We start from the raw sequence: 23,170 nt of genomic DNA on the forward strand, positions 1-23,170 counted from the left end.
GCGCACTGCTGACCACCGCCTGCCCGACAGGTTCACTGTTGGCCCGGCAGGTGCTTCCACCAGCCGCAGAATTCATCCAGCGCCGTCCACAGGCTGACCTTGGGGCGGTAGTCGAGATTATGCCGGGCGCGGCTGATGTCGAGGGTGAAATCCTTGCTCATCACCTGCATCGCGGTGCGTGTCAGGGTGGGTTGCGGCCGCCCGGGCCAGAGCATGCAGGCTGCCTCGTTGACCGCCGCGAGGCTGTAGGCGAGGCGATAGGAGCGGTAACGGGTGACCTGGGGCAACTGCATCTGGCGCATCACATAGTTGACCACGTCCCACAATGGCAGTGGCTGGCCGTTGCTGATGTTGTAGGCCTGGCCCAGCGCCTGCTCTTCGGCGAACAGGGCGCTGAGCAGCGCCTCGTTGAGGTTGTGCACACTGGTGAAGTCGACCTTGTTCAGGCCGTTGCCGATGATCGCCAGACGTCCCTTGCCCTGCATGCGCATCAGCCGCGGGAAGATGCTCGCATCCCCTGCGCCGGTGACGAAGCGCGGGCGCAGGGCGAGCACTTCGAGGCCGAACTCCTGGGCACCGAAGACTTTCTGCTCGGCCAGGTGCTTGGTCAGCGCATAGTGATCGTGAAAACGCCGCGGCACCTGGTCCTCGCGGATGTCCAGGCGCGAGCGCCCAGTGAAATAGATCGACGGCGACGATAGGTGCACCAGGCGCCGCACATGTTCTTTCAGGCAACCTTCGACCACGTTCTCGGTGAGCACTACGTTGCCATGATGAAAATCCTGATAACGCCCCCAGTTGCCCACCGCTCCCGCGCAATGCACCACGGCATCGACGCCCTGGCACAGCCGGCGCGCCACCTCGGCATCGCCCAGGTCGCCCGGAATGAACTGCGCCCCGCGCTTGACCAGATGCTCGACGCCTTCGGCACGGCGGCCGTTGACCCGCACCTGCAGGCCCTGCTCCAGGGCAAAACGCGCAAAGCGCCCGCCAATGAAGCCGCTCGCGCCGGTGACCAGAATTCGCATGTAAGACTCCGCCTTGCCAGATTACAGATGCAGTTGACGCTGCCCGTGCCTACAAGGGCACCAGCCACCCTGGCGCCGCCTGGCGCAGGTGTTCTGTCAGTTGGGCGAGCAGTTGCCCGCCATTGCGCCAATGATGCCAGTACAACGGTACATCGATGGGCGTATCGCTGCAGATTTCCACCAACTGGCCGCTGGCCAGTTGTTCGCGAGCCTGCAGTTCGGGCACCAGGCCCCAACCGAGCCCGGCTTCGGTCAGACGCAGAAAACCCTCGGACGACGGGCACAGGTGATGGAGAAAACCATCCTCGATCCCCAATGACGCCAGGTAGCGGTGCTGCAGGAAGTCGTCAGGTCCAAAGACCACCGCCGGTGTGCGGGCCAGCCGCGCCACCTCGAACCCCTGCGGAAAATGCCGCGCCATGAACGCCGGGCTGGCCAGCGCGCGATACCGCATCGCCCCCAACGGCTGGCTGCGCGCCCCTGCCACCGGGCGCTCGCTACCGCACAGGCAAGCCGCCACCTCGCCGGCACGCATGCGCCGCAGGCCGACTTCCTGGTCTTCGACCACCAGGTCCAGCAGCAACCGTTGCCCGGCACAGAAATCCCCCACCGCCCCGGCCCACCAGGTCGCCAGGCTGTCAGCGTTGAGGGCGATACGCAGGCGTTCGGGCATGCCCTCTTCATCCAGCGCGGGCACCTGGCGCTGCAGGTCACGTTCGAGCAAGCGCACCTGTTGTACATGGTTGAGCAACTGTCGCCCGACATCGGTCGGGCTCGGTGGCGTGGCACGCACCAGCACTGGCTGGCCGACACGTGCCTCCAGCAGCTTTATACGTTGCGAGATAGCCGACTGGGAGAGCCCGAGCACCTGGGCGGCGCGCTCGAACCCGCCTTGTTCGATCACCGCCGCGAGGGCAGCGAGCAACTTGTAGTCGAACATCGATTTTCCTAATGCCGGATGAGTGCTATTTGTTTTTCTTATACAGCGCCCTTCCCCACAATGGCCAGCATCTTCTTTGTGAATCCGCGTCGCCCTTCAAAGGTGGCGCCCGTGGAGTGTTCCCGCTATGTGGCAGAGTTACTTGAACGGCATGCTGGTGGCCTTCGGCCTGATCATGGCCATCGGCACCCAGAACGCCTTTGTCCTGGCCCAGAGCCTGCGCCGCGAACATCACCTGCCAGTGGCCCTGCTGTGTGTATTGTGCGACGCGATCCTGGTGGCGGCCGGAGTGTTCGGCCTGGCGACGGTGCTGGCCCACAACCCGACCTTGCTGGCCGCCGCACGCTGGGGAGGCGCGGTGTTCCTGATCTGGTACGGTGCCAAGGCCCTGCAGCGGGCCTGCTCCAAGCAGAGCCTGGAACAGCAGCAAGGCCAGGGCCTGCGTTCACGCCGGGCCGTACTGCTCAGTGCCTTGGCGGTGACCTTGCTCAACCCCCACGTCTACCTGGACACCGTGCTGCTGATCGGCTCGCTCGGCGCCCAGCAGACGGTGCCCGGTGCCTATGTCGCCGGGGCGGCGAGCGCATCGCTGGTGTGGTTCTTCACCCTGGCCCTGGGTGCCGCCTGGCTTGCGCCCTGGCTCGCGCGCCCCGGGACCTGGCGGCTGCTGGACCTGATGGTGGCGGTGATGATGTTCGCCGTGGCCGCGCAGTTGATCCTCGGCTGATTCCCCACTGGTCGCCAGGGCCCAACCGCTCTGGAACCTCTATTCCCTATAGTTGTTGCGTGGTTATGCGCGGGGGCTGGTGCTATGATCCAGCCCTTGCGTCGCAAAGAGTACAAACTCGCCGACGCTCATCGGGCCGCCCGTGATCGGCCTTGCGCAAACCGCAAACAGACCTGAATCAGGAGATCCACCATGGCTTTTGAATTGCCGCCGCTGCCCTACGCCCACGATGCCCTGCAGCCGCACATCTCCAAGGAAACCCTGGAGTTTCACCACGACAAGCACCACAACACCTATGTCGTGAACCTGAACAACCTGGTCCCAGGCACCGAATTCGAAGGCAAGTCGCTGGAAGAAATCGTCAAGACTTCCTCGGGCGGCATCTTCAACAACGCCGCTCAAGTCTGGAACCACACCTTCTACTGGAACTGCCTGGCACCGAACGCTGGTGGCCAGCCGACTGGCGCCCTGGCTGATGCGATCAACGCGGCCTTCGGTTCCTTCGACAAGTTCAAGGAAGAGTTCACCAAGACTTCGGTCGGCACCTTCGGCTCCGGCTGGGGCTGGCTGGTGAAGAAGGCCGACGGTTCCCTGGCCCTGGCCAGCACCATCGGCGCCGGCAACCCGCTGACCAGCGGCGACACCCCGCTGCTGACCTGCGACGTCTGGGAACACGCCTACTACATCGACTACCGCAATCTGCGTCCCAAGTACGTCGAGGCGTTCTGGAACCTGGTCAACTGGAAGTTCGTTGCCGAGCAGTTCGAAGGCAAGACCTTCAAGGCCTGATTCGTTCAGCGCTCCGAAAAACCCGGCCCTGGCCGGGTTTTTCTGTTTCCAGGGTCCAGGAAACGGAAAAACCACCGCTTATTTTCAAGCGCCCCGCGTCCCCTCTCTTGCTCCCCCCCAATAGCGCGCTAACATCAACCTTCTGGAAAGTTGATGCAGGACATTCAAGTCGCATGGCCGCGTAACCGATACAGTACTCAGGGTGCATCCAGCGACGGGCCCCTCGCCTGCCGCGGCAATCGGTCGATAGTGTATTGCCAAGGTTGATGGCAAAATAATGGCATGCGCATGGATTAAGGAAACCCCATTGAAGCTGGAATTTCGGAACAGCTTGTCGGTCAAGTTGCTCAGGGTCGTGCTGCTGTCGGCGCTCGCGGTGGGCGTCGTTCTCAGTTGTGCGCAGATCGTCTATGACACCTACAAGACCCGCCAGGCCGTCAACAACGATGCCCAGCGCATCCTCGACATGTTCCGCGACCCCTCCACCCAAGCGGTCTACAGCCTCGACCGAGAGATGGGCATGCAGGTCATGGAGGGCCTGTTCCAGGACGAATCGGTCCGCATGGCCTCCATCGGCCACCCCAATGAAACCATGCTCGCGCAGAAGTCCCGCCCCCTGCAGGACATGCCCCTGCGCTGGTTGACCGACCTGATCCTCGGCCAGGAGCGCACCTACACCACCCAACTGGTCGGCCGCGGCCCCTACAGCGAATACTACGGCGACCTGAGCATCACCCTCGATACCGCCAGCTATGGCGAGGGCTTTCTGGTCAACGCGGTCATCATCTTCATTTCCGGCGTGCTGCGCGCCCTGGCCATGGGCCTGGTGCTTTACCTCGTGTACCACTGGCTACTGACCAAACCGCTGTCGAAAATCATCGAGCACCTCACCCAGATCAACCCTGATCGCCCCAGCCAGCACCAGATTCCCCAACTCAAGGGCCACGAACGCAACGAGCTCGGCTTGTGGGTCGACACCGCCAACCAGTTGCTGGCCTCCATCGAACGCAACACCCATTTGCGCCACGAGGCGGAAAACAGCCTGCAGCGCATGGCCCAGTACGACTTCCTTACCGGCCTGCCCAACCGCCAGCAGTTGCAACAGCAACTGGACAAGATTCTCGTCGATGGCGGGCGTCTGCAGCACCGTGTGGCCGTACTGTGCGTGGGCCTGGACGACTTCAAGGGCATCAACGAACAGTTCAGCTACCAGGTCGGCGACCAGTTGCTGCTGGCCCTGGCCGACCGCCTGCGCGCCCACAGCGGCCGCCTCGGCGCCCTCGCTCGCCTGGGTGGCGACCAGTTCGCCCTGGTCCAGGCCAACATCGAACAGCCCTACGAGGCCGCCGAGCTGGCACAGAGCATTCTCGACGACCTGGAGGTGCCCTTCGCCCTCGACCACCAGGAAATCCGCCTGCGTGCCACCATCGGCATCACCCTGTTCCCCGAAGACGGCGACAGCACCGAGAAGCTGCTGCAAAAGGCCGAACAGACCATGACCCTGGCCAAGGCCCGCTCGCGCAACCGCTATCAGTTCTATATTGCCAGCGTCGACAGCGAGATGCGTCGGCGCCGCGAGCTGGAAAAAGACCTGCGCGAGGCGTTGCCGCGCAACCAGCTCTACCTGGTGTATCAACCCCAGATCAGCTACCGCGACCACCGCGTGGTCGGCGTCGAGGCGCTGCTGCGCTGGCAGCATCCTGAGCTGGGCATGGTCCCGCCGGACCAGTTCATTCCGCTGGCCGAACAGAACGGCAACATCATCGCCATCGGCGAATGGGTGCTCGACCAGGCCTGCCGCCAACTGCGCGAGTGGCACGACCTGGGTTTCAGCGAGCTGCGCATGGCGGTCAACCTGTCGACCGTGCAACTGCACCACAACGAGCTGCCGCGAGTGGTCAACAACCTGCTGCAGGCCTACCGTCTGCCACCGCGCAGCCTGGAGCTGGAAGTCACCGAGACTGGCCTGATGGAAGACATCAGCACCGCCGCGCAACACCTGCTGAGCCTGCGCCGCTCAGGGGCGCTGATCGCCATCGATGACTTCGGCACCGGCTACTCCTCGCTCAGTTACCTGAAGTCGCTGCCGCTGGACAAGATCAAGATCGACAAGAGCTTCGTTCAGGACCTGCTGGACGACGATGACGATGCCACCATCGTCCGTGCCATCATCCAGCTGGGCAAAAGCCTGGGCATGCAGGTCATCGCCGAAGGCGTGGAAACCGCCGAGCAGGAAACCTACATCATCGCCCAGGGCTGTCATGAGGGTCAGGGCTACCACTACAGCAAGCCGCTGCCCTCGCGCGAGCTGACCGCCTTCCTCAAGCACGCCCAACGCAACCAGGTCTCGGCACTCTGAGCGTGGTCGTCATTGACGACCCTGGAAACGACATTTGCACGAAAAGCACGGCCAACCCTTTACATCAAATGCAAATCTTTCGCATTATGTTGCGGTTTCGCGTGCCACGGCGCAGCGCTTCCAACACATGGTCCAACCAAACGACGCAGGGAAACCAACAATGATTCGAATGCCTCTGGCCTCCGCCAGTCTGCTGGCCATCGCCATCGCTCTCGCCGGCTGCGGCGAAGGCAAGGACGACAAGGCCGCCGCTCCGCAAGCCCAGGCACCTGCCGCCAGCACCGCCGCCGCACCGGGGGCTGTCGATGAAGCTGCTGCCCAGGCCGTGGTCAAGCACTACGCCGAAATGGTCCATGCCGTGTACAGCGACTCGCTGAGCACCGCCAAGCAACTGAAGACCGCCATCGACGCCTTCCTGGCCAAGCCCAACGATGAAACCCTGAAGGCCGCCAAGGACGCCTGGGTCGCTTCCCGCGTTCCTTACCTGCAGAGCGAAGCCTTCCGCTTCGGCAACACCATCATCGACGACTGGGAAGGTCAGGTGAACGCCTGGCCCCTGGACGAAGGCCTGATCGACTACGTCGACAAAAGCTACGAGCACGCCTTGGGCAACCCGGCTGCCAACGCCAACATCATCGCCAACCCTGAGATCCAGGTCGGCGAAGACAAGGTCGACGTCAAGGAAATCACTCCCGAAAAACTGGCCAGCCTGAACGAGCTGGGCGGTTCCGAAGCCAACGTCGCCACCGGCTACCACGCCATCGAATTCCTGCTCTGGGGCCAGGACCTCAACGGCACGGGCCCAGGCGCAGGCAACCGTCCGGCTTCGGACTACCTCGAAGGCCAGGGTGCCACCGGTGGTCACAACGACCGTCGCCGCGCCTACCTCAAGGCCGTCACCGACCTGCTGGTGAGCGACCTCGAAGAGATGGTCGGCAACTGGGCACCGAACGTCGCCGACAACTACCGCGCTTCGCTGGAAGCCGAGCCGGTCAAGGATGGCCTGCGCAAGATGCTGTTCGGTATGGGCAGCCTGTCGCTGGGCGAACTGGCGGGCGAGCGCATGAAGGTCTCGCTGGAAGCCAACTCGCCTGAAGACGAGCACGACTGCTTCAGCGACAACACCCACTGGTCGCACTTCTACGACGCCAAGGGCATCCGCAACGTCTACCTGGGCGAGTACACCCGTCCGGACGGCTCCAAGGTCAGCGGCCCGAGCCTGTCGTCGCTGGTAGCCAAGGTCGACCCGGCCACCGACGCCACCCTGAAGGCCGACCTGCAGGACACCGAAGCGAAGATCCAGGTGATCGTCGACCACGCCCTCAAGGGCGAGCACTACGACCAGCTGATCGCTGCCGACAACGCTGCAGGCAACCAGGTGGTGCGCGACGCCATCGCCGCACTGGTCAAGCAGACCGGTGCCATCGAGCAGGCCGCCGGCAAGCTGGGCATCGACAACCTGAACCCGGACACCGCAGACCACGAGTTCTGATGCCAGGGTGAAGGGTTGAAAGGGGCGGCCTTCGGGTCGCCTTTTTCATGTCCGGGCTTTGCGCTGACCAAACCCGCCCCTTCGCGGGCAAGCCCATTCCCACTGGTACCTGTGGGAGCGGGCTTGCCCGCGAAGGGGTCGCCAGCGGATTCAGCAGGCAATTGCAAATTGCTCTTATTCAAACATCCCCATTTTGCTAAGCTTGCACGCCGGTTTTTCGCTCACGCCCAGGATTCTCGATGTCCTCGTCGCTGTCCCGACTCCCACTTCTGCTGCTGGTCACCGTCCTGGCCGCCTGTGACGACGCTCCGCGTTTCACCCAGGCCGAGCCCGGCGAAGCGCTGTCCGGCGGCAAGGCGACGATCCTGCGCAGCGACCGCAACGCCTTCTCGATGCCCTCGGCCAACCTCACGCCCGAGCGACGCCTGGACTTCAGCGTCGGCAACAGCTTCTTCCGCAGCCCCTGGGTGATTGCGCCTTCGACCACCACTGCCCGCGATGGCCTGGGCCCGCTGTTCAACACCAACGCCTGCCAGAACTGCCACATCCGCGACGGCCGTGGTCATCCGCCTGAGGCCGACGCCCGCAATGCCGTCTCCATGCTGGTGCGCCTGTCGATCCCCGACCAGCCGCAGTTCGTCAAGGAAATCGAGCGCCTCGGCGTGGTTCCCGAGCCGGTCTACGGCACGCAACTGCAAGACATGTCGATCCCAGGCGTGCCGCCCGAAGGCAAGGTGCGGGTCAGCTATGAGCACGAAACGGTCAGGTTCAACGATGGCCACCAGGTCGAACTGCGCCGCCCGACCGTGGAGATCACCCAGCTCGGCTACGGCCCGATGCATCCGGACACACGTATCTCCGCCCGCGTCGCCCCGCCCATGATCGGCCTCGGACTGCTCGAGGCCATCCCGGAGGCTGCGCTTTTGGCCAACGAAGACCCGGATGATCGCAACAACGACGGCATCCGCGGCCGCGCCAACCGGGTCTGGGACGATGCCCAGGGCAAGACCGTGGTCGGCCGCTTCGGCTGGAAAGCCGGGCAGCCCAACGTCAACCAGCAGAACGTCCACGCCTTCGCTGGCGACATGGGCCTGACCAGCACGCTCAAGCCCGAGGACGATTGCACGCCGGCGCAGGTCGAATGCCGCGCCGCACCCAACGGTGACGGTGACAACGGCGAAAAGGAAGTCAGCGACAACATCCTGCGCCTGGTGACGTTCTACACCCGCAACCTGGCGGTGCCTGCACGCCGCGAGGTGAATTCGCCGCAGGTGCTGGCCGGCAAGAACCTGTTCTTCCAGGCGGGCTGCCAGGGCTGCCACACACCACAGTTCACCACCGGTAACGACAACGTCGAGCCAGAACTGGCCAACCAGGTGATCCGCCCCTACAGCGACCTGCTGCTGCACGACATGGGTCCGGGCCTGGCCGACAACCGCAGCGAGTTCGCCGCCGGTGGCCAGGATTGGCGCACCACGCCGCTGTGGGGTATCGGCCTGACCGAAACCGTCAGCGGCCACACCCAGTTCCTCCATGACGGTCGCGCCCGCAACCTGCTCGAGGCCGTGCTCTGGCACGGTGGCGAAGCCGAGGCTGCACGCCGTCACGTACTGACCTTCAATGCCGAGCAACGCGCCGCGCTGCTGGCTTTCCTGAACTCACTTTAAACGCGCAAGGAGCCGGGCATGTTCCGACCCAAACTGTTGTTCACCAGCCTCGCCGCCATCGCCCTGGGCGCCTGCTCGCCGCAGGACCAGCAGGCGGTGACCTCCGCCGCCATCGCCCAGCAGGTGATCCTGCCGACCTACAGCCGCTGGGTCGAGGCCGACCGCCAACTGGCCGCCAGCGCCCTGGCCTATTGCGAAGGCAAGCAGAGCCTGGACACCGCCCGCGCCGACTTCCTCAACGCGCAGAAGGCCTGGGCCGAACTGCAGCCGCTGCTGGTCGGCCCATTGGCCGAAGGCAACCGCGCCTGGCAGGTGCAGTTCTGGCCCGACAAGAAGAACCTGGTCGGTCGCCAGGTCGAGCAACTGGTCAGCGGCGACAAGCCGGTCGATGCCGATGCTCTCGGCAAGGCCAGCGTCGTGGTCCGTGGCCTGTCGGCCTACGAGTACATCCTCTTCGACAGCAAGCCGGACATCGCCACCGCCGAGCAGAAAGCCCGCTACTGCCCGCTGCTGGTGGCCATCGCCGAACACCAGAAAGCCCTGGCCGAAGACATTCTCAAGAGCTGGAACAGCACCGATGGCATGCTGTCGCAGATGACCAAGTTCCCCAACCAGCGCTACGCCGATTCGCATGAAGCGATCGCCGACCTGCTGCGCGCGCAGGTTACCGCCCTGGACACGCTGAAGAAGAAACTCGGCGCCCCCATGGGCCGTCAGAGCAAGGGCATCCCTCAGCCCCTGCAGGCCGAAGCCTGGCGCAGCCACTCCTCGCTCAAGAGCCTGGAGGCTTCGCTCAAGGCTGCCGAAGCCGTCTGGACCGGCGTCGACAACAAAGGCCTGCGCGGTTTGCTGGGCAAGGATCAGAGCGCGCTGGCGCAAAAGATCGACGATGCCTACGCCACCGCTGTCAAACTGCTGGCCGACAACCAGAAGACCCTGGGCGAACTGCTCGCCGACGATGCCGGCAAACAGACCCTCAACCAGATCTACGACAGCCTCAACGTCGTCCATCGCCTGCACGAAGGTGAGCTGGCCAAGGCGTTGAACATCCAGCTGGGCTTCAATGCCAACGACGGTGACTGATCATGCTGCGACGCCAGGCCCTCAAACTCGGTAGCGTGCTGCTCAGCGCCCTGACGCTCGGCGGCTGGACCCTGCTGCGCAACAAGGGCAGCGAGCCCCTGCTGCTGTCGGCGCGTGACGATGCCGATGGCGGCCACCATGCCGTAGGCTACCGCCTCGACGGTACCCAGGTGTTCGCCACCCAGGTGGCCCAGCGTTGCCATGCGATCATCCATCACCCCGAGCAGCCGATCGCCCTGTTCGTCGCCCGTCGCCCGGGTACCGAAAGCTACCTGATCGACCTGCGCGACGGGCGTCTGCTGCAGACGCTCACCTCGCAACCGAACCGGCACTTCTACGGCCATGCGGTCATCCACAAGGATGGCGAATGGCTATACGCCACCGAAAACGACACCACCGACCCCGGGCGCGGGGTGCTCGGCGTCTACCGCTTCGAGGGTCAGCGCCTGGTACACAGCGGAGAGATCTCCACCCATGGCGTCGGCCCCCATGAGGTGGCCTGGATGCCCGACGGCGAAACCCTGGTGGTGGCCAACGGTGGCATCCGCACCGAGGCCGAAAGCCGGGTAGAGATGAACCTCGACGCCATGGAGCCGAGCCTGGTGCTGATGCAGCGTGATGGCACGCTGCTTAGCAAGGAGACGCTGGCCCAGCAGATGAACAGCGTGCGCCATCTCGCGGTGGGCAACGACGGCACCGTCCTTGCCTGTCAGCAGTTCATGGGAGGTTCTGAAGAAACCGCCGAACTGCTGGCGATCAAACGCCCGGGCGAGGCATTCAAGCCGTTCCCGGTGCCGGAGCATCAGTTGCAGTCCATGGCCCAGTACACCGCCAGCGTCGCCGTGCACAGTGACCTGCGCCTGGTGGCACTGACCGCACCGCGGGCCAACCGCCTGTTCATCTGGGACCTGGACAGCGGCGCGGTGAAGCTCGATGCACCGATGCCCGACTGCGCCGGCGTCGGCGCGGTCAAGGACGGCTTCGTCGTCACCTCCGGGCAGGGGCGCTGCCGCTATTACGACTGCCGCAAGGCAGAGCTGGTCGGGCAGCCCATGAATCTGCCATCCGGGCTTTGGGACAATCACCTGCATCTGGTCTGATTCAGCACTGGCCACACCGGCCCTATCGCGGGACGAGCCCGCTCCCACAGGCCCGGCATCCACGGGTGGTGGGAGCAGGCTCGCCTTGCCCAGTCGATAGATCTCCCACTTCCCGAAAAACAGTCAATACTTGCCTTCATCCGCACGTGGGCAGGATCGCCCGTGTTCGTGCCATACCCATAACAATCACATCCAAGGAACCGGACCATGCTACGCCGCCGCATGCTGATCATGTTGGCCGTGGTGCTGCTGATCGTGCTCGCCCTGGGGGGCATCAAGGCCTTTTCGATCTACCGCCAGATCCAGGTCTTTTCCGCTCCCAAACCCGCGATCAGCGTCGCCGCCGCCAAGGCCGAACAACGCCAGTGGCAGGAGCGCCTGCCCGCGGTCGGCAGCCTCAAGGCGCTGCAGGGCGTCGAGCTCAGCCTGGAAGTGGCCGGAACGGTCAAGCGCCTGCATTTCGATTCCGGGCAACAGGTCAAGGTCGGGCAACTGCTGCTCGAACTGGACAGCGAACAGGAGGCCGCGCTGCTGGGCACCGCCCAGGCCGACCTGGGCCTGGCCAAGGTCGATTTCGGCCGCGGCAGCCAACTCGTAGGCGACTCGGCCATCTCCCGCGGTGAGTTCGACCGCCTCACCGCCCAGTACCGGCGCAACCAGGCCGTGGTCGAACAGCTCAAGGCCTCGCTGGCCAAAAAAAGCATGAAGGCGCCGTTCAGCGGCACCATCGGCATTCGCCAGGTGGATGTCGGCGACTATCTGGCCAGCGGCACGGTGATTGCCACGCTGCAGGACCTTTCCAGCCTCTACGTCGACTTCAACGTGCCCGAACAGGCACTGCCACAGTTGTCCCTCGACCAGCAGGTGCTGGTGCAGGTGGCGGCCTTCCCCGGCCAGACCTTCCCCGCCCGCCTCAGCGCGATCAATCCCAAGGTCGAGGAAAGTACGCGCAACCTGCTGCTGCGCGCCACTCTGGCCAACCCGGACGGCAAGCTGCTACCGGGCATGTTCGCCAGCCTGCTGGTGCTGCTGCCCGACCCGCAATTGCAGGTGGTGGTGCCGGAGAGCGCGGTCACCTACACCCTCTACGGCAACTCGGTGTATGTGGTCGGCGAGAAGAAGGCCGACGATGGCCAGACACAACTGGTTGCCGAACAGCGCACCGTACAGACCGGCGAGCGCCGCGATGGCGTGGTGGTGGTGCGCAAGGGGCTGCAGGCCGGCGAGCAGGTGGTCACTGCCGGACAGCTCAAACTCAGCCCCGGCGCTGCGATACGCATCAGCCAGGACCCGCCCCTGTCGCCCGCCGACGCCCAAGGCGCGGCTGCCACCCACTGACGCGGAGGCTGGCATGGCATTCACCGACCCGTTCATCCGCCGCCCCGTGCTCGCTAGCGTGGTCAGCCTGCTGATCCTGCTGCTCGGCTTCCAGGCCTGGAGCAAGCTACAGATCCGCCAGTACCCGCAGATGGAAAACGCCCTGATCACGGTAACCACCGCCTACCCCGGTGCCAACGCCGAGACCATTCAGGGCTACATCACGCAACCGCTGCAGCAGAGCCTGGCCAGCGCCGACGGCATCGACTACATGACCTCGGTGAGCCGTCAGAACTTTTCGGTGATCTCGGTCTACGCTCGCATCGGTGCCGACACGGATCGCCTGTTCACCCAACTGCTGGCCAAGGCCAACGAGGTGCGCAACAAGCTGCCGCAGGACTCCGAAGACCCGGTCCTGAGCAAGGAAGCCGCCGATGCCTCGGCGCTGATGTACATCAGCTTCTACAGCAGCGAGATGAGCAACCCGCAGATCACCGACTACCTGTCACGGGTCATCCAGCCCAAGCTTGCGACCCTGCCAGGCATGGCCGAAGCCGAAATCCTCGGCAACCAGGTGTTCGCCATGCGCATCTGGGTCGACCCGGTGAAGCTGGCCGGGTTCGGCCTTTCGGCCACCGATGTCACCAGCGCGGTGCGCCGCTACAACTTCCTGGCTGCCGCCGGCGAGGTGAAAGGCGAATACGTGGTCACCAGCGTCAATGCCACCACCGAACTGAAGTCCGCCGAAGCCTTCGCCGCCCTGCCGGTCAAGACCGTCGGCGACAGTCGTGTGCTGCTCGGCGATGTGGCGCGCATCGAGATGGGCGCGGAGAACTACGACACGGTCAGTTCCTTCGACGGCATCCCGTCTGTCTATATCGGCATCAAGGCCACGCCTTCGGCCAACCCGCTGGAGGTGATCAAGGAGGTGCGGCGAATCATGCCGGACCTGCAAAGCCAGTTGCCCTCGGCACTGAAAGTCTCCATCGCCTACGACGCCACGCTGTTCATTCAGGCCTCCATCGATGAAGTGATCAAGACCCTCGGCGAAGCGGTGCTGATCGTCATCGTCGTGGTGTTCCTGTTCCTCGGTGCGCTGCGCTCGGTGCTGATCCCGGTGATCACCATCCCGCTGTCGATGATCGGCGTGCTGTTCTTCATGCAGATGATGGGGTATTCGCTGAACCTGCTGACCTTGCTGGCCATGGTGCTGGCCATCGGCCTGGTGGTGGACGACGCGATCGTCGTGGTGGAGAACATCCACCGCCATATCGAGGAGGGCAAGACGCCGTTCGACGCCGCCCTCGAAGGCGCGCGGGAAATCGCCATGCCGGTGGTGTCGATGACCATCACCCTAGCGGCGGTGTACGCACCGATCGGCTTCCTCACCGGGCTGACCGGCGCGCTGTTCAAGGAGTTCGCCCTGACCCTGGCGGGTGCGGTGGTGATCTCCGGAATCGTGGCCCTGACCCTGTCACCGATGATGTGCGCCCTGCTGCTGCGCCCCGAGCAGAGCGAGAAAGGCCTGGCCCATCGCCTGGACCAGATCTTCGAGCGCCTGAAAGTGCGTTACCAGCGCCTGCTGCACGGCACCCTCGACAGCCGCCCGGTGGTCATCGTCTTCGCCGTGATCATCCTGTGCCTGATCCCGGTACTGCTCAAGTTCACCCAGAACGAGCTGGCGCCCAATGAAGACCAGGGGGTGATCTTCATGATGAGCAGCTCGCCGCAGCCGGCCAACCTGGATTACCTCAACGCCTATACCGACCGTTTCACACCACTGTTCAAGACCTTCCCCGAGTATTACTCCTCGTTCCAGATCAACGGTTTCAATGGGGTACAAAGCGGCATTGGCGGTTTTCTGCTCAAGCCCTGGAACGAGCGCGAACGTACGCAGATGCAACTGCTGCCGCTGGTGCAGGCCAAGCTCGAGGACATAGGCGGGCTGCAGATCTTCGGCTTCAACCTGCCATCGTTGCCGGGTACTGGCGAAGGCCTGCCGTTCCAGTTCGTGCTCAACACCGCAGGCGACTACCCTGCCCTGCTGGAGGTGGCCCAGCGCATCAAGGAGCGCGCCCAGGCCTCGGGCAAGTTCGCCTTCCTCGACATCGACCTGGCCTTCGACAAGCCCGAAGTGGTGGTCGATATCGACCGGGCCAAGGCGGCGCAGATGGGGGTGTCGATGGACACCCTCGGTGGAACGCTGGCCACCCTGCTGGGCGAGGCGGAGATCAACCGTTTCACCCTCGAAGGGCGCAGCTACAAGGTGATCGCCCAGGTCGAACGGGCCTACCGCGACAACGCCGGCTGGCTGAACAACTATTACGTGAAGAACGATCAGGGCCAGTTATTGCCCCTGTCGACCCTGATCACCCTCAGCGAACGTGCCCGACCACGCCAGCTCAACCAGTTCCAGCAGTTGAACTCGGCGATCATCCAGGGCGTACCTATGGTCAGCATGGGCGAGGCGCTGGATACCATCCGCAACATCGCCCGCGAGGAGGCGCCGGAGGGCTTTGCCTTCGACTATGCCGGCGCCGCGCGGCAGTTCGTCCAGGAAGGCAGTGCCCTGTGGGTGACCTTCGGTCTGGCCCTGGCGATCATCTTCCTGGTGCTGGCCGCACAGTTCGAAAGCTTCCGCGATCCACTGGTGATTCTGGTGACCGTGCCGCTGTCGATCTGTGGCGCACTGCTGCCGCTGTTTCTCGGCGTCTCGAGCATGAACATCTACACCCAGGTCGGGCTGGTGACATTGATCGGGCTGATCAGCAAGCACGGCATCCTGATCGTCGAGTTCGCCAACCAGCTGCGCGAGGAAAAGGGCCTGGGGGTGCGCGAGGCGATCGAGGAAGCCGCGGCGATCCGTCTACGGCCGGTGCTGATGACCACCGCTGCAATGGTATTCGGCATGGTGCCACTGATCCTGGCAACGGGTGCCGGCGCAGTGAGCCGGTTCGACATCGGTATCGTGATTGCCACCGGCATGTCGATCGGCACGCTGTTTACCTTGTTCGTACTGCCCTGCGTGTACACCTTGCTGGCGCATCGGACGGTGGCGGACGAGCGCCAAGGGATGGACGGCACAACCCCACGCCCGGAAAGACGACAAACCCATTAGCCAGAAACAACAAGGCCCCGCTTCTGCGGGGCCTTGTGTTAGATGGCTCAACCAAACGGCCGCAGCCCCTGGCGCATCCCAAACAGGAACAACAGCAGGTCATGATCCGGCTGAGCCTGGGCCTGCGCCTGCTCCGGCTTTGTCACCCTCGGTGTGGCACACTGACCCGCCGCGTCGCTCTTGCTGAACACGGTCGGCCGTGGCACCTCCCAGGCCGCCACGGCCACGCTGGTCACGCCAAGCGCGGCCACCAGGAACAAAGCTCGAGCTATTTCTAGTTTCATCGACCTAACCCTTTGACAGCGCTGCCAAACGCCCTCTCATAAAAGTAGAGCAAGGTTTGCCACTCCGCTTCATTGAACGACGAATGGCGGCGCAGCTGGCGCAGGTCGTTGTAGGCCGCGCGCTGGCAACTGATGCGGCGGCGGCACTTCTCCAGGTCAAGCAGAGCCACTTCGGCCCGCGCCTGCTCGCCTTCGCCGCTCACCTTGACGAACACATGCTTGCCGTACAGGCAGCCGTGCTGCCAGTGGCCCAGATGCATCCGCGCCAGATTGTCAGCCAGGTCCTTGAGCATGCGCTCATGCAGCACCTGCGGGTAATGCTCACGGGCGCCCTGGGCGTGCCAGGTGTCGAGATCGACGAATCCATCCAGCGCTTCACTGACCAGCAGTGCCCGCCATTGGTGCTCGGCGTCGCGCTCGGCACCAGCAAAGACGATGCGCGGCACCCGAACCCCCAACTGCTCGAAACTGTTCAGGGCGTCCAGCTCTCGCAACACCGTGGGCCGACCAAAAGGATGCAGCAGGCTGCGGTAGATGTGCCCGACCTGGCGCTTGGCATAGAGCAGGTGGCCGTTGCCATCATCCAGGCGTTGCACGCCACTTTCGCCGCCACGTCGCTGATTGGGCTCCTCGACCCATTCCCCCTGCTGTTGCCAGTAGAAGTCGAATTGCGACACCTGCCCCTGAGTTGTTGCCATGGATCCCTCACCCCTTTCGCAATACATAGACTCGCCACATGGCATAGAACGGCAGGAAGTCGAGACGTTCCTGAATCCTGAAGCCTGCTGTCACAAATTCTTCTTCAACCGTAGCAGCAGGTAACACAAAGCGATTCTGGTAACTGTCCTGCTCCGCCTTGGCGCTGCGTCGTTGTTCGAGCTTCTTGCGACGCCATGCCTTGAAATTGCCATCCACCCACAACGACAGGATCACACTATCGCGGCTAACTCTTTGAAATTCAGAAAGAATTGTCTTGCGATGGGCCGGATCACCGATGTGGTGGAACAATCGCATGCAGAAAATGCTGTCTACCGAGTTGTCCGGCAGGTCGATGGCAAAGGCTGAGGTCTGCAAGGGGCGTACCCGCTCGACCACGGCTGGCGGTTGCGACGCACAAGCTGTCTCGATCATCGCGGCGGAATTGTCGGCGCCAATGATCACGCGGTTGGGTTTTTCTGCCAGCAAAGGCCAGAAACGGCCGGCGCCGCATGGCAGGTCGAGTACCAGGCCCGGCTCACCGGCGAGCGTCAGGGCGCGGCGAGCAAGCTGCTCGTCACGGGTGTGGGAAAGGCGACGGGCCAGGCCATCCTGATGCTTGATGAAGTACTCACGGGCGTGCTGCTGATCGTACTTTTCGGAAAACTCGAGTTTGATAGGGCTACGCATGGGACATCTCCTGACTCAATGCCGACCACATTAGGTGGGCAAGCGTTGGCATCAGGTCATCGCCATGTGAAAAAACTGTCACACGAAAGGGTTAATTCTTACGAAGCATTACACAACATTCTGTATCGGGGCCGTAGTACTGCCCCGATTTCTACTGCAACGTGGCATCGGTTTCCTGCTCATGCGACAGCGCGGTGCCCTGGCTCAGGTCCACCTGGAAGCGGCAGCCGTGGGGCGAGGTGGCGGTCAGGGTCACGCGCCAGCCTTGGTCGTCACAGATCCGCTGCACCAGTGAAAGCCCCAGGCCGAGCCCTTCGCCACGCCGCTCGTCACCGCGCACGAAAGGTTTGAACATTGCCTCGCGCTGTTCCTCGGGAATGCCCACGCCACTGTCTTCGACACTGAAACCATGAGCCTCCAGGCTCAGGCGGATATAACCGGTATCGGTGTAATGCGCTGCGTTGCGCAGCAGGTTGCCCATCACCGATTGCAGGAAGGTGGCGTTGTACAAGGTCGGGCTGGCACTGACACGGCCATCGTAGTAAAGCGTCAGGCCCTTCTGCTCGATGGTATCGCGCCAGACGCCGATCAGGTCATCAGCCACCTCGCGCAGGCTGGCCCTCGAGGCCACCGCGCCTTCGTCACGCTGGGCCCGGGCCAGCATGAGGAAGGTCTTGACCAGCTCGCGCATCTCCTCGGTGGCGCGGGCGATCCGTTCCACCTGGGCACGTGACCGGCTGTCCAGGCCGGTGTTCTCCATCAGCAGTTCGCAGGAGGTTGCCAGCACCATCAGTGGGGTGCGCAGTTCATGGCTGACATCGCTGGTGAACAGTCGCTCGCGGGTCAGCGCATCGCGCAAGCGGCCCAGGGTGTCGTCGAAAGCCACCGCCAACTGCCCCACTTCGTCGGCGGCATAGTCCGGCGCCAGCGGCGGCGCCAACCCGAGCAACTGGTCACGATGGCGGACTTGCCGCGCCAGGCGAATCACTGGCGCCATGACCCGTCGCGCCAGCAACCAGCCAAGGAAGGCCGCCAGCACCAGGCTGAGCAGGAAGCCCACGACCACCACGGCGAACAGCACCCGCTCGCGCTCCTCGAAATCGCTCTGGTCCTGCAACAGTACATAGTGACGACCGTCCACGACCTCGACCATGGCGTGGTAGGAGAGCTGGTCACGGAACACTTCGTGGAACCCGGCATCGAGATGCCGCAGGTCCTTGGGCAACTCAAAATCATCGCGACCACCGCTGAAGTAGAACAACTGGTCAGGGCGCGGGCGATGGCTCCAGTCACTGACGCTGTCCATGCGCAGCAGGCGCTGCAGATCGCCCCCCAGCACCGAGGAAATCAGACGCTCTTCGACCAGGTGAACAGTGGCGACGATACCGAAGGCAAACGCACCGGCAACCAGTGCGCTCATCAGTGCAAAGGCAATGATGATGCGTTGGGCAAGGCTCTGCTTAAACTCCATCGCGACCCTCGGCGAGGCGATAGCCGACGCCATGGACGGTATGCAGCAGGGGCTTTTCGAACGGTTTGTCGATCACCTGGCGCAGTTGATGGACATGGCTGCGCAAGCTGTCGCTGTCGGGGCAGTCGTCGCCCCACAGGGCTTCCTCGAGGACTTCGCGGCGCAGCACGTGCGGGCTCTTCTGCATCAGCACCGCCAGCAACTTCAGGCCGACCGGGTTGAGTTTGAGCAGTTTGCCCTGACGGGTGACTTCCAGCGTGTCGAGGTCGTAGCTCAGGTCTGCCACCTGCAGCGTACGCCGACCACCGCCCTGGGCGCGACGCAGTACCGCCTCGATGCGCGCGGCCAACTCGGACAGGGCGAAAGGCTTGAGCAGGTAATCGTCGGCCCCCGAGCGGAAGCCCTGCAGGCGATCGTCAAGCTGGTCGCGGGCGGTCAGCATGATCACCGGGGTGTCGCGGCGGGCGTCTTCGCGCAGGCGCTTGCACAGGGTGTAGCCATCGATACCGGGCAGCATGATATCGAGGACGATCAGGTCATAGTGTTCGGTCGCGGCCAGGTGCAGACCCGACAGGCCGTCCTGGGCACAGTCGACGGTATAGCCTTTCATGCCCAGGTAATCAGCCAGGTTGGCGAGGATATCGCGGTTGTCTTCAACCAGTAGAATGCGCATCAAGGTCTCCTGTGCGGCGCTTCGGTGTGCGCGGCAGGCGCAGCTTACGGCCATTGGCCAGGCATCGCCAGCCTTGGTGGAAAAACAGCGCAACTGACGCTTTTTTCACTGATCCTTCACGCACACAGCATAGCAACGGACCGAAAATGCCCGATCTTTCATGCCTTCCCCTTGCCTGTGGAGCCTTCATGCACACCGCCCGCCCCCGCCCGATCAACCCCTGGCTGTACCTTGGCATCCCCCTGGCTACCGCGCTGGTTCTGCTGCTGCTCGAGGCCACATCGCTGGACATGGACGTGGCCAACCTGATGTTCGATCCGTCGGTGGGTCAGTTCATCGGGCGCCATAGCTACTTCCTCGAGACCATCCTGCATGACCGCGTCAAGCAGGCGGTGATCGGTGTCGGGCTGCTGGCGGTGGTGGCGTTCATCGCCAGTTTCTTCTGGTCACGGCTGGGTAACTGGCGTCGCGAACTGGGTTGCCTGGTGCTGGCCCTGGGCCTGTCCACGGGCTTTGTCACGCCGCTAAAGCAACTGACTGCAGTACAGTGCCCTTGGAGCCTGACCCAGTTTGGCGGCAAGGAAACCTACAGCAAACTGCTCGAAGCACGACCAGCGACCGACAAACCAGGGCTCTGCTGGCCCGGCGGCCATGCGGCGACCGGTTTCAGCCTGTTCGCATTGTTCTTCGTGCTGCGCGACCGCAAGCCTCGCCTGGCGCGAGGTGCGTTTGCCCTCGCGGCGGGTGTCGGGGTGGTGCTGTCGATAGGCCGGATGATGCAGGGCGCGCACTTTCTCTCGCACAACGTCTGGACCGCAGTGTTCTGCTGGTTGATCGGATTGGGCTGCTATTACCTGGTGCTCTATCGCAGGGGAATGGCGCGGGTGACCGTGGCTGAGCGCGGCATTGCCTGAGTCGACGCAGGTCTGACAAGCGCCCATGAAAAAGCCCCGCACAAGGCGGGGCTTTTTCATGCAGCTAGGGGCCAGGGCTGGCTTACATCATGCCGCCCATGCCACCCATGCCGCCCATGTCTGGCATGCCGCCAGCAGCTGGCTTGTCTTCCGGCAGGTCAGCAACCATGGCCTCGGTGGTGATCATCAGACCACCGATCGAAGCAGCGGCTTGCAGCGCCGAACGGGTGACCTTGGCTGGGTCCAGGATGCCCATCTCGATCATGTCGCCGTACTCGCCGGTCGCGGCGTTGTAGCCGTAGTTGCCCGAACCCTGCTTGACCTTGTCGGCCACAACGCTTGGCTCGTCGCCGGCGTTGGCAGTGATCTGACGCAGCGGCGCTTCGACAGCGCGACGCAGCAGGGAGATACCGACGTTCTGGTCTTCGTTGTCGCCTTTGAGCTCGGCAATGGCTGCCAGGGCGCGAACCAGGGCAACACCACCGCCAGGCACCACGCCTTCTTCAACGGCTGCACGGGTAGCGTGCAGGGCGTCTTCAACGCGGGCTTTCTTCTCTTTCATCTCGACTTCGGTGCCAGCACCGACCTTGATCACGGCAACACCGCCAGCCAGCTTGGCCAGACGCTCTTGCAGCTTCTCACGGTCGTAGTCCGAGGAAGTCTCTTCGATCTGGGCACGGATCTGCTTGACGCGTGCTTCGATGTCGGCGTCAACGCCAGCACCGTCGATGATGGTGGTGTTTTCCTTGGACAGGATGACGCGCTTGGCGTTGCCCAGGTGCTCCAGGGTGGTGGTTTCCAGGGTCAGGCCGATTTCCTCGGAGATGACCTGGCCGCCGGTCAGGACGGCGATGTCCTGCAGCATGGCCTTGCGGCGGTCGCCAAAGCCTGGGGCCTTGACCGCAGCAACCTTGACGATGCCGCGCATGTTGTTGACCACCAGAGTAGCCAGGGCTTCGCCTTCGACGTCTTCGGCGACGATCAGCAGCGGACGGCCCGACTTGGCGACAGCTTCCAGAACCGGCAGCAGTTCGCGGATGTTCGAGATCTTCTTGTCGACCAGCAGCAGCAGCGGGCTTTCGAGCTCGGCAACCATGGTGTCAGGCTTGTTGATGAAGTACGGCGACAGGTAGCCACGGTCGAACTGCATGCCTTCTACGACGGACAGTTCGTTTTCCAGGCCCGAGCCTTCTTCAACGGTGATCACGCCTTCTTTACCGACTTTTTCCATGGCTTCGGCGATGATTTCACCGATGGAGCTGTCGGAGTTGGCAGAGATGGTGCCGACCTGAGCGATGGCCTTGGAGTCGGCGCATGGCTTGGACAGGTTCTTCAGCTCGGCGACGACGGCAGCGGTGGCCTTGTCGATACCGCGCTTGAGGTCCATCGGGTTCATGCCGGCAGCGACGGCCTTCAGGCCTTCGTTGACGATGGCCTGAGCCAGAACGGTAGCGGTGGTGGTGCCGTCGCCGGCAGCATCGTTGGCCTTGGAAGCAACTTCCTTGACCAGCTGGGCGCCCATGTTCTCGAAGGCGTCCTTCAGTTCGATTTCCTTGGCAACCGAAACACCGTCTTTGGTGATGGTTGGAGCGCCGAAGCTCTTGGCCAGGACAACGTTACGGCCTTTCGGGCCGAGGGTAGCCTTGACAGCGTCAGCCAGAACGTTGACACCAACGAGCATTTTCTTGCGGGCGGAATCGCCGAATTTTACGTCTTTAGCAGCCATGATCGTTTAATCCTTGGAATTCTTTAGCAGGGAAATCGGGGAAATCAGCCTTCGATGACGGCGAGGATTTCGTTCTCGGCCATCACCAGCAGGTCTTCGCCATCGACTTTCACGGTGTTGCTGCCCGAGTAAGGGCCGAAAACCACTTTGTCACCCACTTTCACGGCCAGCGCGCGCACTTCGCCGTTGTCCAGGACGCGACCGGTGCCAACGGCGACGACTTCGCCGCGGTTTGGTTTTTCAGCGGCCGAACCCGGCAGGACGATACCGCCAGCGGTTTTCGATTCTTCTTCGCTGCGACGGATGACGACGCGGTCATGCAGAGGACGAAGCTTCATTGTCGATCTCTCCCAAATTGTGGTTTTCATCGGCCGGTGTCGACACCGGCGGGTTGAGGCTATCCGGCGTTGCCGGTGGGGGCTCGCGGCCTGCGAACCCCGCGTGTCATGTCTGGTGTCGCCACCAGAAACCTTGCGGTGACACATACATGAGGCCGCCCGATTCGATTACAAGGCTTGCCATGGAATTTTTTTAATCTGTGTACACAGGCCGAAAAAAAGCAGGGGCCGCATAGCGGCCCCCCTGGGTCATTTATCGATCATTTATCGCGGCGCTCGTACTCGCCCTCGATCACGTTCGGACGATGGCCGCCATCGCGCGGCTGCCCGTTGAACGGATCATCCTGGAACGCCCGTTGGCGCGTGGCCTGGGCCTCGGCCCGTTGGCGCAACTTGCGCGCCACCAGATAACGGGTGAATGGCAACAGGCACAGCAGGCCCAGCACGTCGCTGATGAAACCCGGCAGCAGCAGCAGGCCACCACCCACAGCCAGCATCAGGCCCTGGAACATGTCCTCGGCGGGCAGTTCGCCGCGCTGCAGGCTTTCACGGGCGCGCAGCGCCGTTGCAAGACCTGCCAGGCGCATGACCAGCAGGCCGAGGGCGGAACCGGCGATGATCAGCAGCAGCGCCGGGAAGAAACCGATGGCGGCGCTGACTTTGACGAAGACGAACAACTCCAGCACCGGAAAAATCAGGAACAGCAGTAGAAAAGCACGCATCAAGGATTCCTCGACGGAAGAGAACCTTCCAATAGG

At 63.4% G+C, this 23,170-nt stretch carries 20 protein-coding genes; 10 read left to right on the plus strand and 10 right to left on the minus strand.

The window, feature by feature from the left end; translation table 11 throughout:
- Positions 1–32 precede the first annotated feature (32 nt).
- Positions 33–1,028 carry an NAD-dependent epimerase/dehydratase family protein gene (locus ACK3BK_RS20240; protein WP_054893815.1) on the minus strand — a complete coding sequence of 332 codons (996 nt, stop codon included), beginning with the start codon at positions 1,026–1,028 and terminating at the stop codon, positions 33–35.
- 49 nt (positions 1,029–1,077) lie between these two features.
- The gene (locus tag ACK3BK_RS20245; protein WP_186667319.1) at positions 1,078–1,968 is read right to left on the minus strand and encodes a LysR family transcriptional regulator ArgP; all 891 of its coding nucleotides are present in this window, start codon (positions 1,966–1,968) and stop codon (positions 1,078–1,080) included.
- A gap of 127 nt (positions 1,969–2,095) precedes the next feature.
- Here ACK3BK_RS20245 and ACK3BK_RS20250 point away from each other — a divergent pair, with 127 nt between their 5' ends.
- The 9 genes from ACK3BK_RS20250 to ACK3BK_RS20290 all read left to right on the plus strand — a co-directional run bounded on the left by ACK3BK_RS20250 (position 2,096) and on the right by ACK3BK_RS20290 (position 15,620).
- On the plus strand, positions 2,096–2,695 hold the full coding sequence (locus ACK3BK_RS20250) for a LysE/ArgO family amino acid transporter (RefSeq protein WP_186667320.1): 600 nt from the start codon (positions 2,096–2,098) through the stop codon (positions 2,693–2,695).
- Between the two features lie 192 nt (positions 2,696–2,887).
- A complete protein-coding gene (locus ACK3BK_RS20255) occupies positions 2,888–3,484 on the plus strand; it encodes a superoxide dismutase (protein ID WP_186710808.1) in 597 nt (198 codons plus the stop codon).
- A 307-nt stretch (positions 3,485–3,791) separates the two neighbouring features.
- Positions 3,792–5,843, plus strand: coding sequence for a putative bifunctional diguanylate cyclase/phosphodiesterase (locus ACK3BK_RS20260; RefSeq protein WP_411383172.1), 2,052 nt, complete (start codon positions 3,792–3,794; stop codon positions 5,841–5,843).
- Positions 5,844–6,003: 160 nt separating this feature from the next.
- The gene (locus ACK3BK_RS20265; RefSeq protein WP_411383173.1) at positions 6,004–7,335 is read left to right on the plus strand and encodes an imelysin family protein; all 1,332 of its coding nucleotides are present in this window, start codon (positions 6,004–6,006) and stop codon (positions 7,333–7,335) included.
- 239 nt (positions 7,336–7,574) lie between these two features.
- Positions 7,575–9,002, plus strand: a complete 1,428-nt coding sequence (locus ACK3BK_RS20270) for a di-heme oxidoredictase family protein (protein ID WP_411383174.1) — start codon at positions 7,575–7,577, stop codon at positions 9,000–9,002.
- A gap of 18 nt (positions 9,003–9,020) precedes the next feature.
- Positions 9,021–10,085, plus strand: coding sequence for an imelysin family protein (locus ACK3BK_RS20275; RefSeq protein WP_411383175.1), 1,065 nt, complete (start codon positions 9,021–9,023; stop codon positions 10,083–10,085).
- Between the two features lie 2 nt (positions 10,086–10,087).
- Positions 10,088–11,185, plus strand: coding sequence for a DUF1513 domain-containing protein (locus tag ACK3BK_RS20280; RefSeq protein WP_186667326.1), 1,098 nt, complete (start codon positions 10,088–10,090; stop codon positions 11,183–11,185).
- A 207-nt stretch (positions 11,186–11,392) separates the two neighbouring features.
- Positions 11,393–12,523 (plus strand): efflux RND transporter periplasmic adaptor subunit, encoded by a 1,131-nt coding sequence (locus tag ACK3BK_RS20285; protein WP_411383176.1) that lies wholly within the window; start codon positions 11,393–11,395, stop codon positions 12,521–12,523.
- 13 nt (positions 12,524–12,536) lie between these two features.
- The gene (locus ACK3BK_RS20290; protein WP_411383177.1) at positions 12,537–15,620 is read left to right on the plus strand and encodes a multidrug efflux RND transporter permease subunit; all 3,084 of its coding nucleotides are present in this window, start codon (positions 12,537–12,539) and stop codon (positions 15,618–15,620) included.
- A 47-nt stretch (positions 15,621–15,667) separates the two neighbouring features.
- Here the strand turns inward: ACK3BK_RS20290 and ACK3BK_RS20295 are convergent, their stop codons facing one another.
- From ACK3BK_RS20295 to colR, 5 genes are all read right to left on the minus strand, one after another.
- Positions 15,668–15,904, minus strand: a complete 237-nt coding sequence (locus ACK3BK_RS20295; protein WP_054893826.1) for a hypothetical protein — start codon at positions 15,902–15,904, stop codon at positions 15,668–15,670.
- Positions 15,901–16,602 carry a lipopolysaccharide kinase InaA family protein gene (locus ACK3BK_RS20300; RefSeq protein WP_186667329.1) on the minus strand — a complete coding sequence of 234 codons (702 nt, stop codon included), beginning with the start codon at positions 16,600–16,602 and terminating at the stop codon, positions 15,901–15,903. Before ACK3BK_RS20300 ends, ACK3BK_RS20295 begins: the two co-directional genes overlap by 4 nt.
- A gap of 7 nt (positions 16,603–16,609) precedes the next feature.
- Positions 16,610–17,290 (minus strand): class I SAM-dependent methyltransferase, encoded by a 681-nt coding sequence (locus ACK3BK_RS20305; RefSeq protein WP_112899077.1) that lies wholly within the window; start codon positions 17,288–17,290, stop codon positions 16,610–16,612.
- Between the two features lie 151 nt (positions 17,291–17,441).
- Entirely contained in the window at positions 17,442–18,761 is a 1,320-nt protein-coding gene (locus tag ACK3BK_RS20310; protein ID WP_186710949.1) for a sensor histidine kinase, read from the minus strand.
- Positions 18,751–19,434 carry a two-component system response regulator ColR gene (gene colR / locus ACK3BK_RS20315; RefSeq protein ID WP_054893830.1) on the minus strand — a complete coding sequence of 228 codons (684 nt, stop codon included), beginning with the start codon at positions 19,432–19,434 and terminating at the stop codon, positions 18,751–18,753. Before colR ends, ACK3BK_RS20310 begins: the two co-directional genes overlap by 11 nt.
- A 188-nt stretch (positions 19,435–19,622) precedes the next feature.
- Here colR and ACK3BK_RS20320 point away from each other — a divergent pair, with 188 nt between their 5' ends.
- Complete coding sequence (locus ACK3BK_RS20320) at positions 19,623–20,348, plus strand: phosphatase PAP2 family protein (RefSeq protein ID WP_186710948.1); 726 nt, start codon at positions 19,623–19,625, stop codon at positions 20,346–20,348.
- A gap of 82 nt (positions 20,349–20,430) precedes the next feature.
- On the opposite strand, the gene groL is transcribed toward ACK3BK_RS20320, so the two are convergent.
- The 3 genes from groL to ACK3BK_RS20335 form a co-directional block, all read right to left on the minus strand.
- Positions 20,431–22,074, minus strand: coding sequence for a chaperonin GroEL (gene groL, locus ACK3BK_RS20325; protein WP_186667332.1), 1,644 nt, complete (start codon positions 22,072–22,074; stop codon positions 20,431–20,433).
- Between the two features lie 44 nt (positions 22,075–22,118).
- Positions 22,119–22,412, minus strand: coding sequence for a co-chaperone GroES (locus ACK3BK_RS20330; RefSeq protein ID WP_029614823.1), 294 nt, complete (start codon positions 22,410–22,412; stop codon positions 22,119–22,121).
- A gap of 260 nt (positions 22,413–22,672) precedes the next feature.
- Positions 22,673–23,134 carry an FxsA family protein gene (locus ACK3BK_RS20335; RefSeq protein WP_411383178.1) on the minus strand — a complete coding sequence of 154 codons (462 nt, stop codon included), beginning with the start codon at positions 23,132–23,134 and terminating at the stop codon, positions 22,673–22,675.
- Positions 23,135–23,170 lie beyond the last annotated feature (36 nt).

This window comes from Pseudomonas sp. L7 (genome assembly GCF_046605565.1).
Lineage (GTDB): Bacteria > Pseudomonadota > Gammaproteobacteria > Pseudomonadales > Pseudomonadaceae > Aquipseudomonas > Aquipseudomonas wayambapalatensis.

Coding starts and splice junctions, on each gene's coding strand:
- ACK3BK_RS20240 (WP_054893815.1), bottom strand. CDS start 1,028: ATGCGAATTCTGGTCACCGGCGCGAGCGGCTTCATTGGCGGGCGCTTT.
- ACK3BK_RS20245 (WP_186667319.1), bottom strand. CDS start 1,968: ATGTTCGACTACAAGTTGCTCGCTGCCCTCGCGGCGGTGATCGAACAA.
- ACK3BK_RS20250 (WP_186667320.1), top strand. CDS start 2,096: ATGTGGCAGAGTTACTTGAACGGCATGCTGGTGGCCTTCGGCCTGATC.
- ACK3BK_RS20255 (WP_186710808.1), top strand. CDS start 2,888: ATGGCTTTTGAATTGCCGCCGCTGCCCTACGCCCACGATGCCCTGCAG.
- ACK3BK_RS20265 (WP_411383173.1), top strand. CDS start 6,004: ATGATTCGAATGCCTCTGGCCTCCGCCAGTCTGCTGGCCATCGCCATC.
- ACK3BK_RS20270 (WP_411383174.1), top strand. CDS start 7,575: ATGTCCTCGTCGCTGTCCCGACTCCCACTTCTGCTGCTGGTCACCGTC.
- ACK3BK_RS20275 (WP_411383175.1), top strand. CDS start 9,021: ATGTTCCGACCCAAACTGTTGTTCACCAGCCTCGCCGCCATCGCCCTG.
- ACK3BK_RS20280 (WP_186667326.1), top strand. CDS start 10,088: ATGCTGCGACGCCAGGCCCTCAAACTCGGTAGCGTGCTGCTCAGCGCC.
- ACK3BK_RS20285 (WP_411383176.1), top strand. CDS start 11,393: ATGCTACGCCGCCGCATGCTGATCATGTTGGCCGTGGTGCTGCTGATC.
- ACK3BK_RS20290 (WP_411383177.1), top strand. CDS start 12,537: ATGGCATTCACCGACCCGTTCATCCGCCGCCCCGTGCTCGCTAGCGTG.
- ACK3BK_RS20295 (WP_054893826.1), bottom strand. CDS start 15,904: ATGAAACTAGAAATAGCTCGAGCTTTGTTCCTGGTGGCCGCGCTTGGC.
- ACK3BK_RS20300 (WP_186667329.1), bottom strand. CDS start 16,602: ATGGCAACAACTCAGGGGCAGGTGTCGCAATTCGACTTCTACTGGCAA.
- ACK3BK_RS20305 (WP_112899077.1), bottom strand. CDS start 17,290: ATGCGTAGCCCTATCAAACTCGAGTTTTCCGAAAAGTACGATCAGCAG.
- ACK3BK_RS20310 (WP_186710949.1), bottom strand. CDS start 18,761: ATGGAGTTTAAGCAGAGCCTTGCCCAACGCATCATCATTGCCTTTGCA.
- colR (WP_054893830.1), bottom strand. CDS start 19,434: ATGCGCATTCTACTGGTTGAAGACAACCGCGATATCCTCGCCAACCTG.
- ACK3BK_RS20320 (WP_186710948.1), top strand. CDS start 19,623: ATGCACACCGCCCGCCCCCGCCCGATCAACCCCTGGCTGTACCTTGGC.
- groL (WP_186667332.1), bottom strand. CDS start 22,074: ATGGCTGCTAAAGACGTAAAATTCGGCGATTCCGCCCGCAAGAAAATG.
- ACK3BK_RS20330 (WP_029614823.1), bottom strand. CDS start 22,412: ATGAAGCTTCGTCCTCTGCATGACCGCGTCGTCATCCGTCGCAGCGAA.
- ACK3BK_RS20335 (WP_411383178.1), bottom strand. CDS start 23,134: ATGCGTGCTTTTCTACTGCTGTTCCTGATTTTTCCGGTGCTGGAGTTG.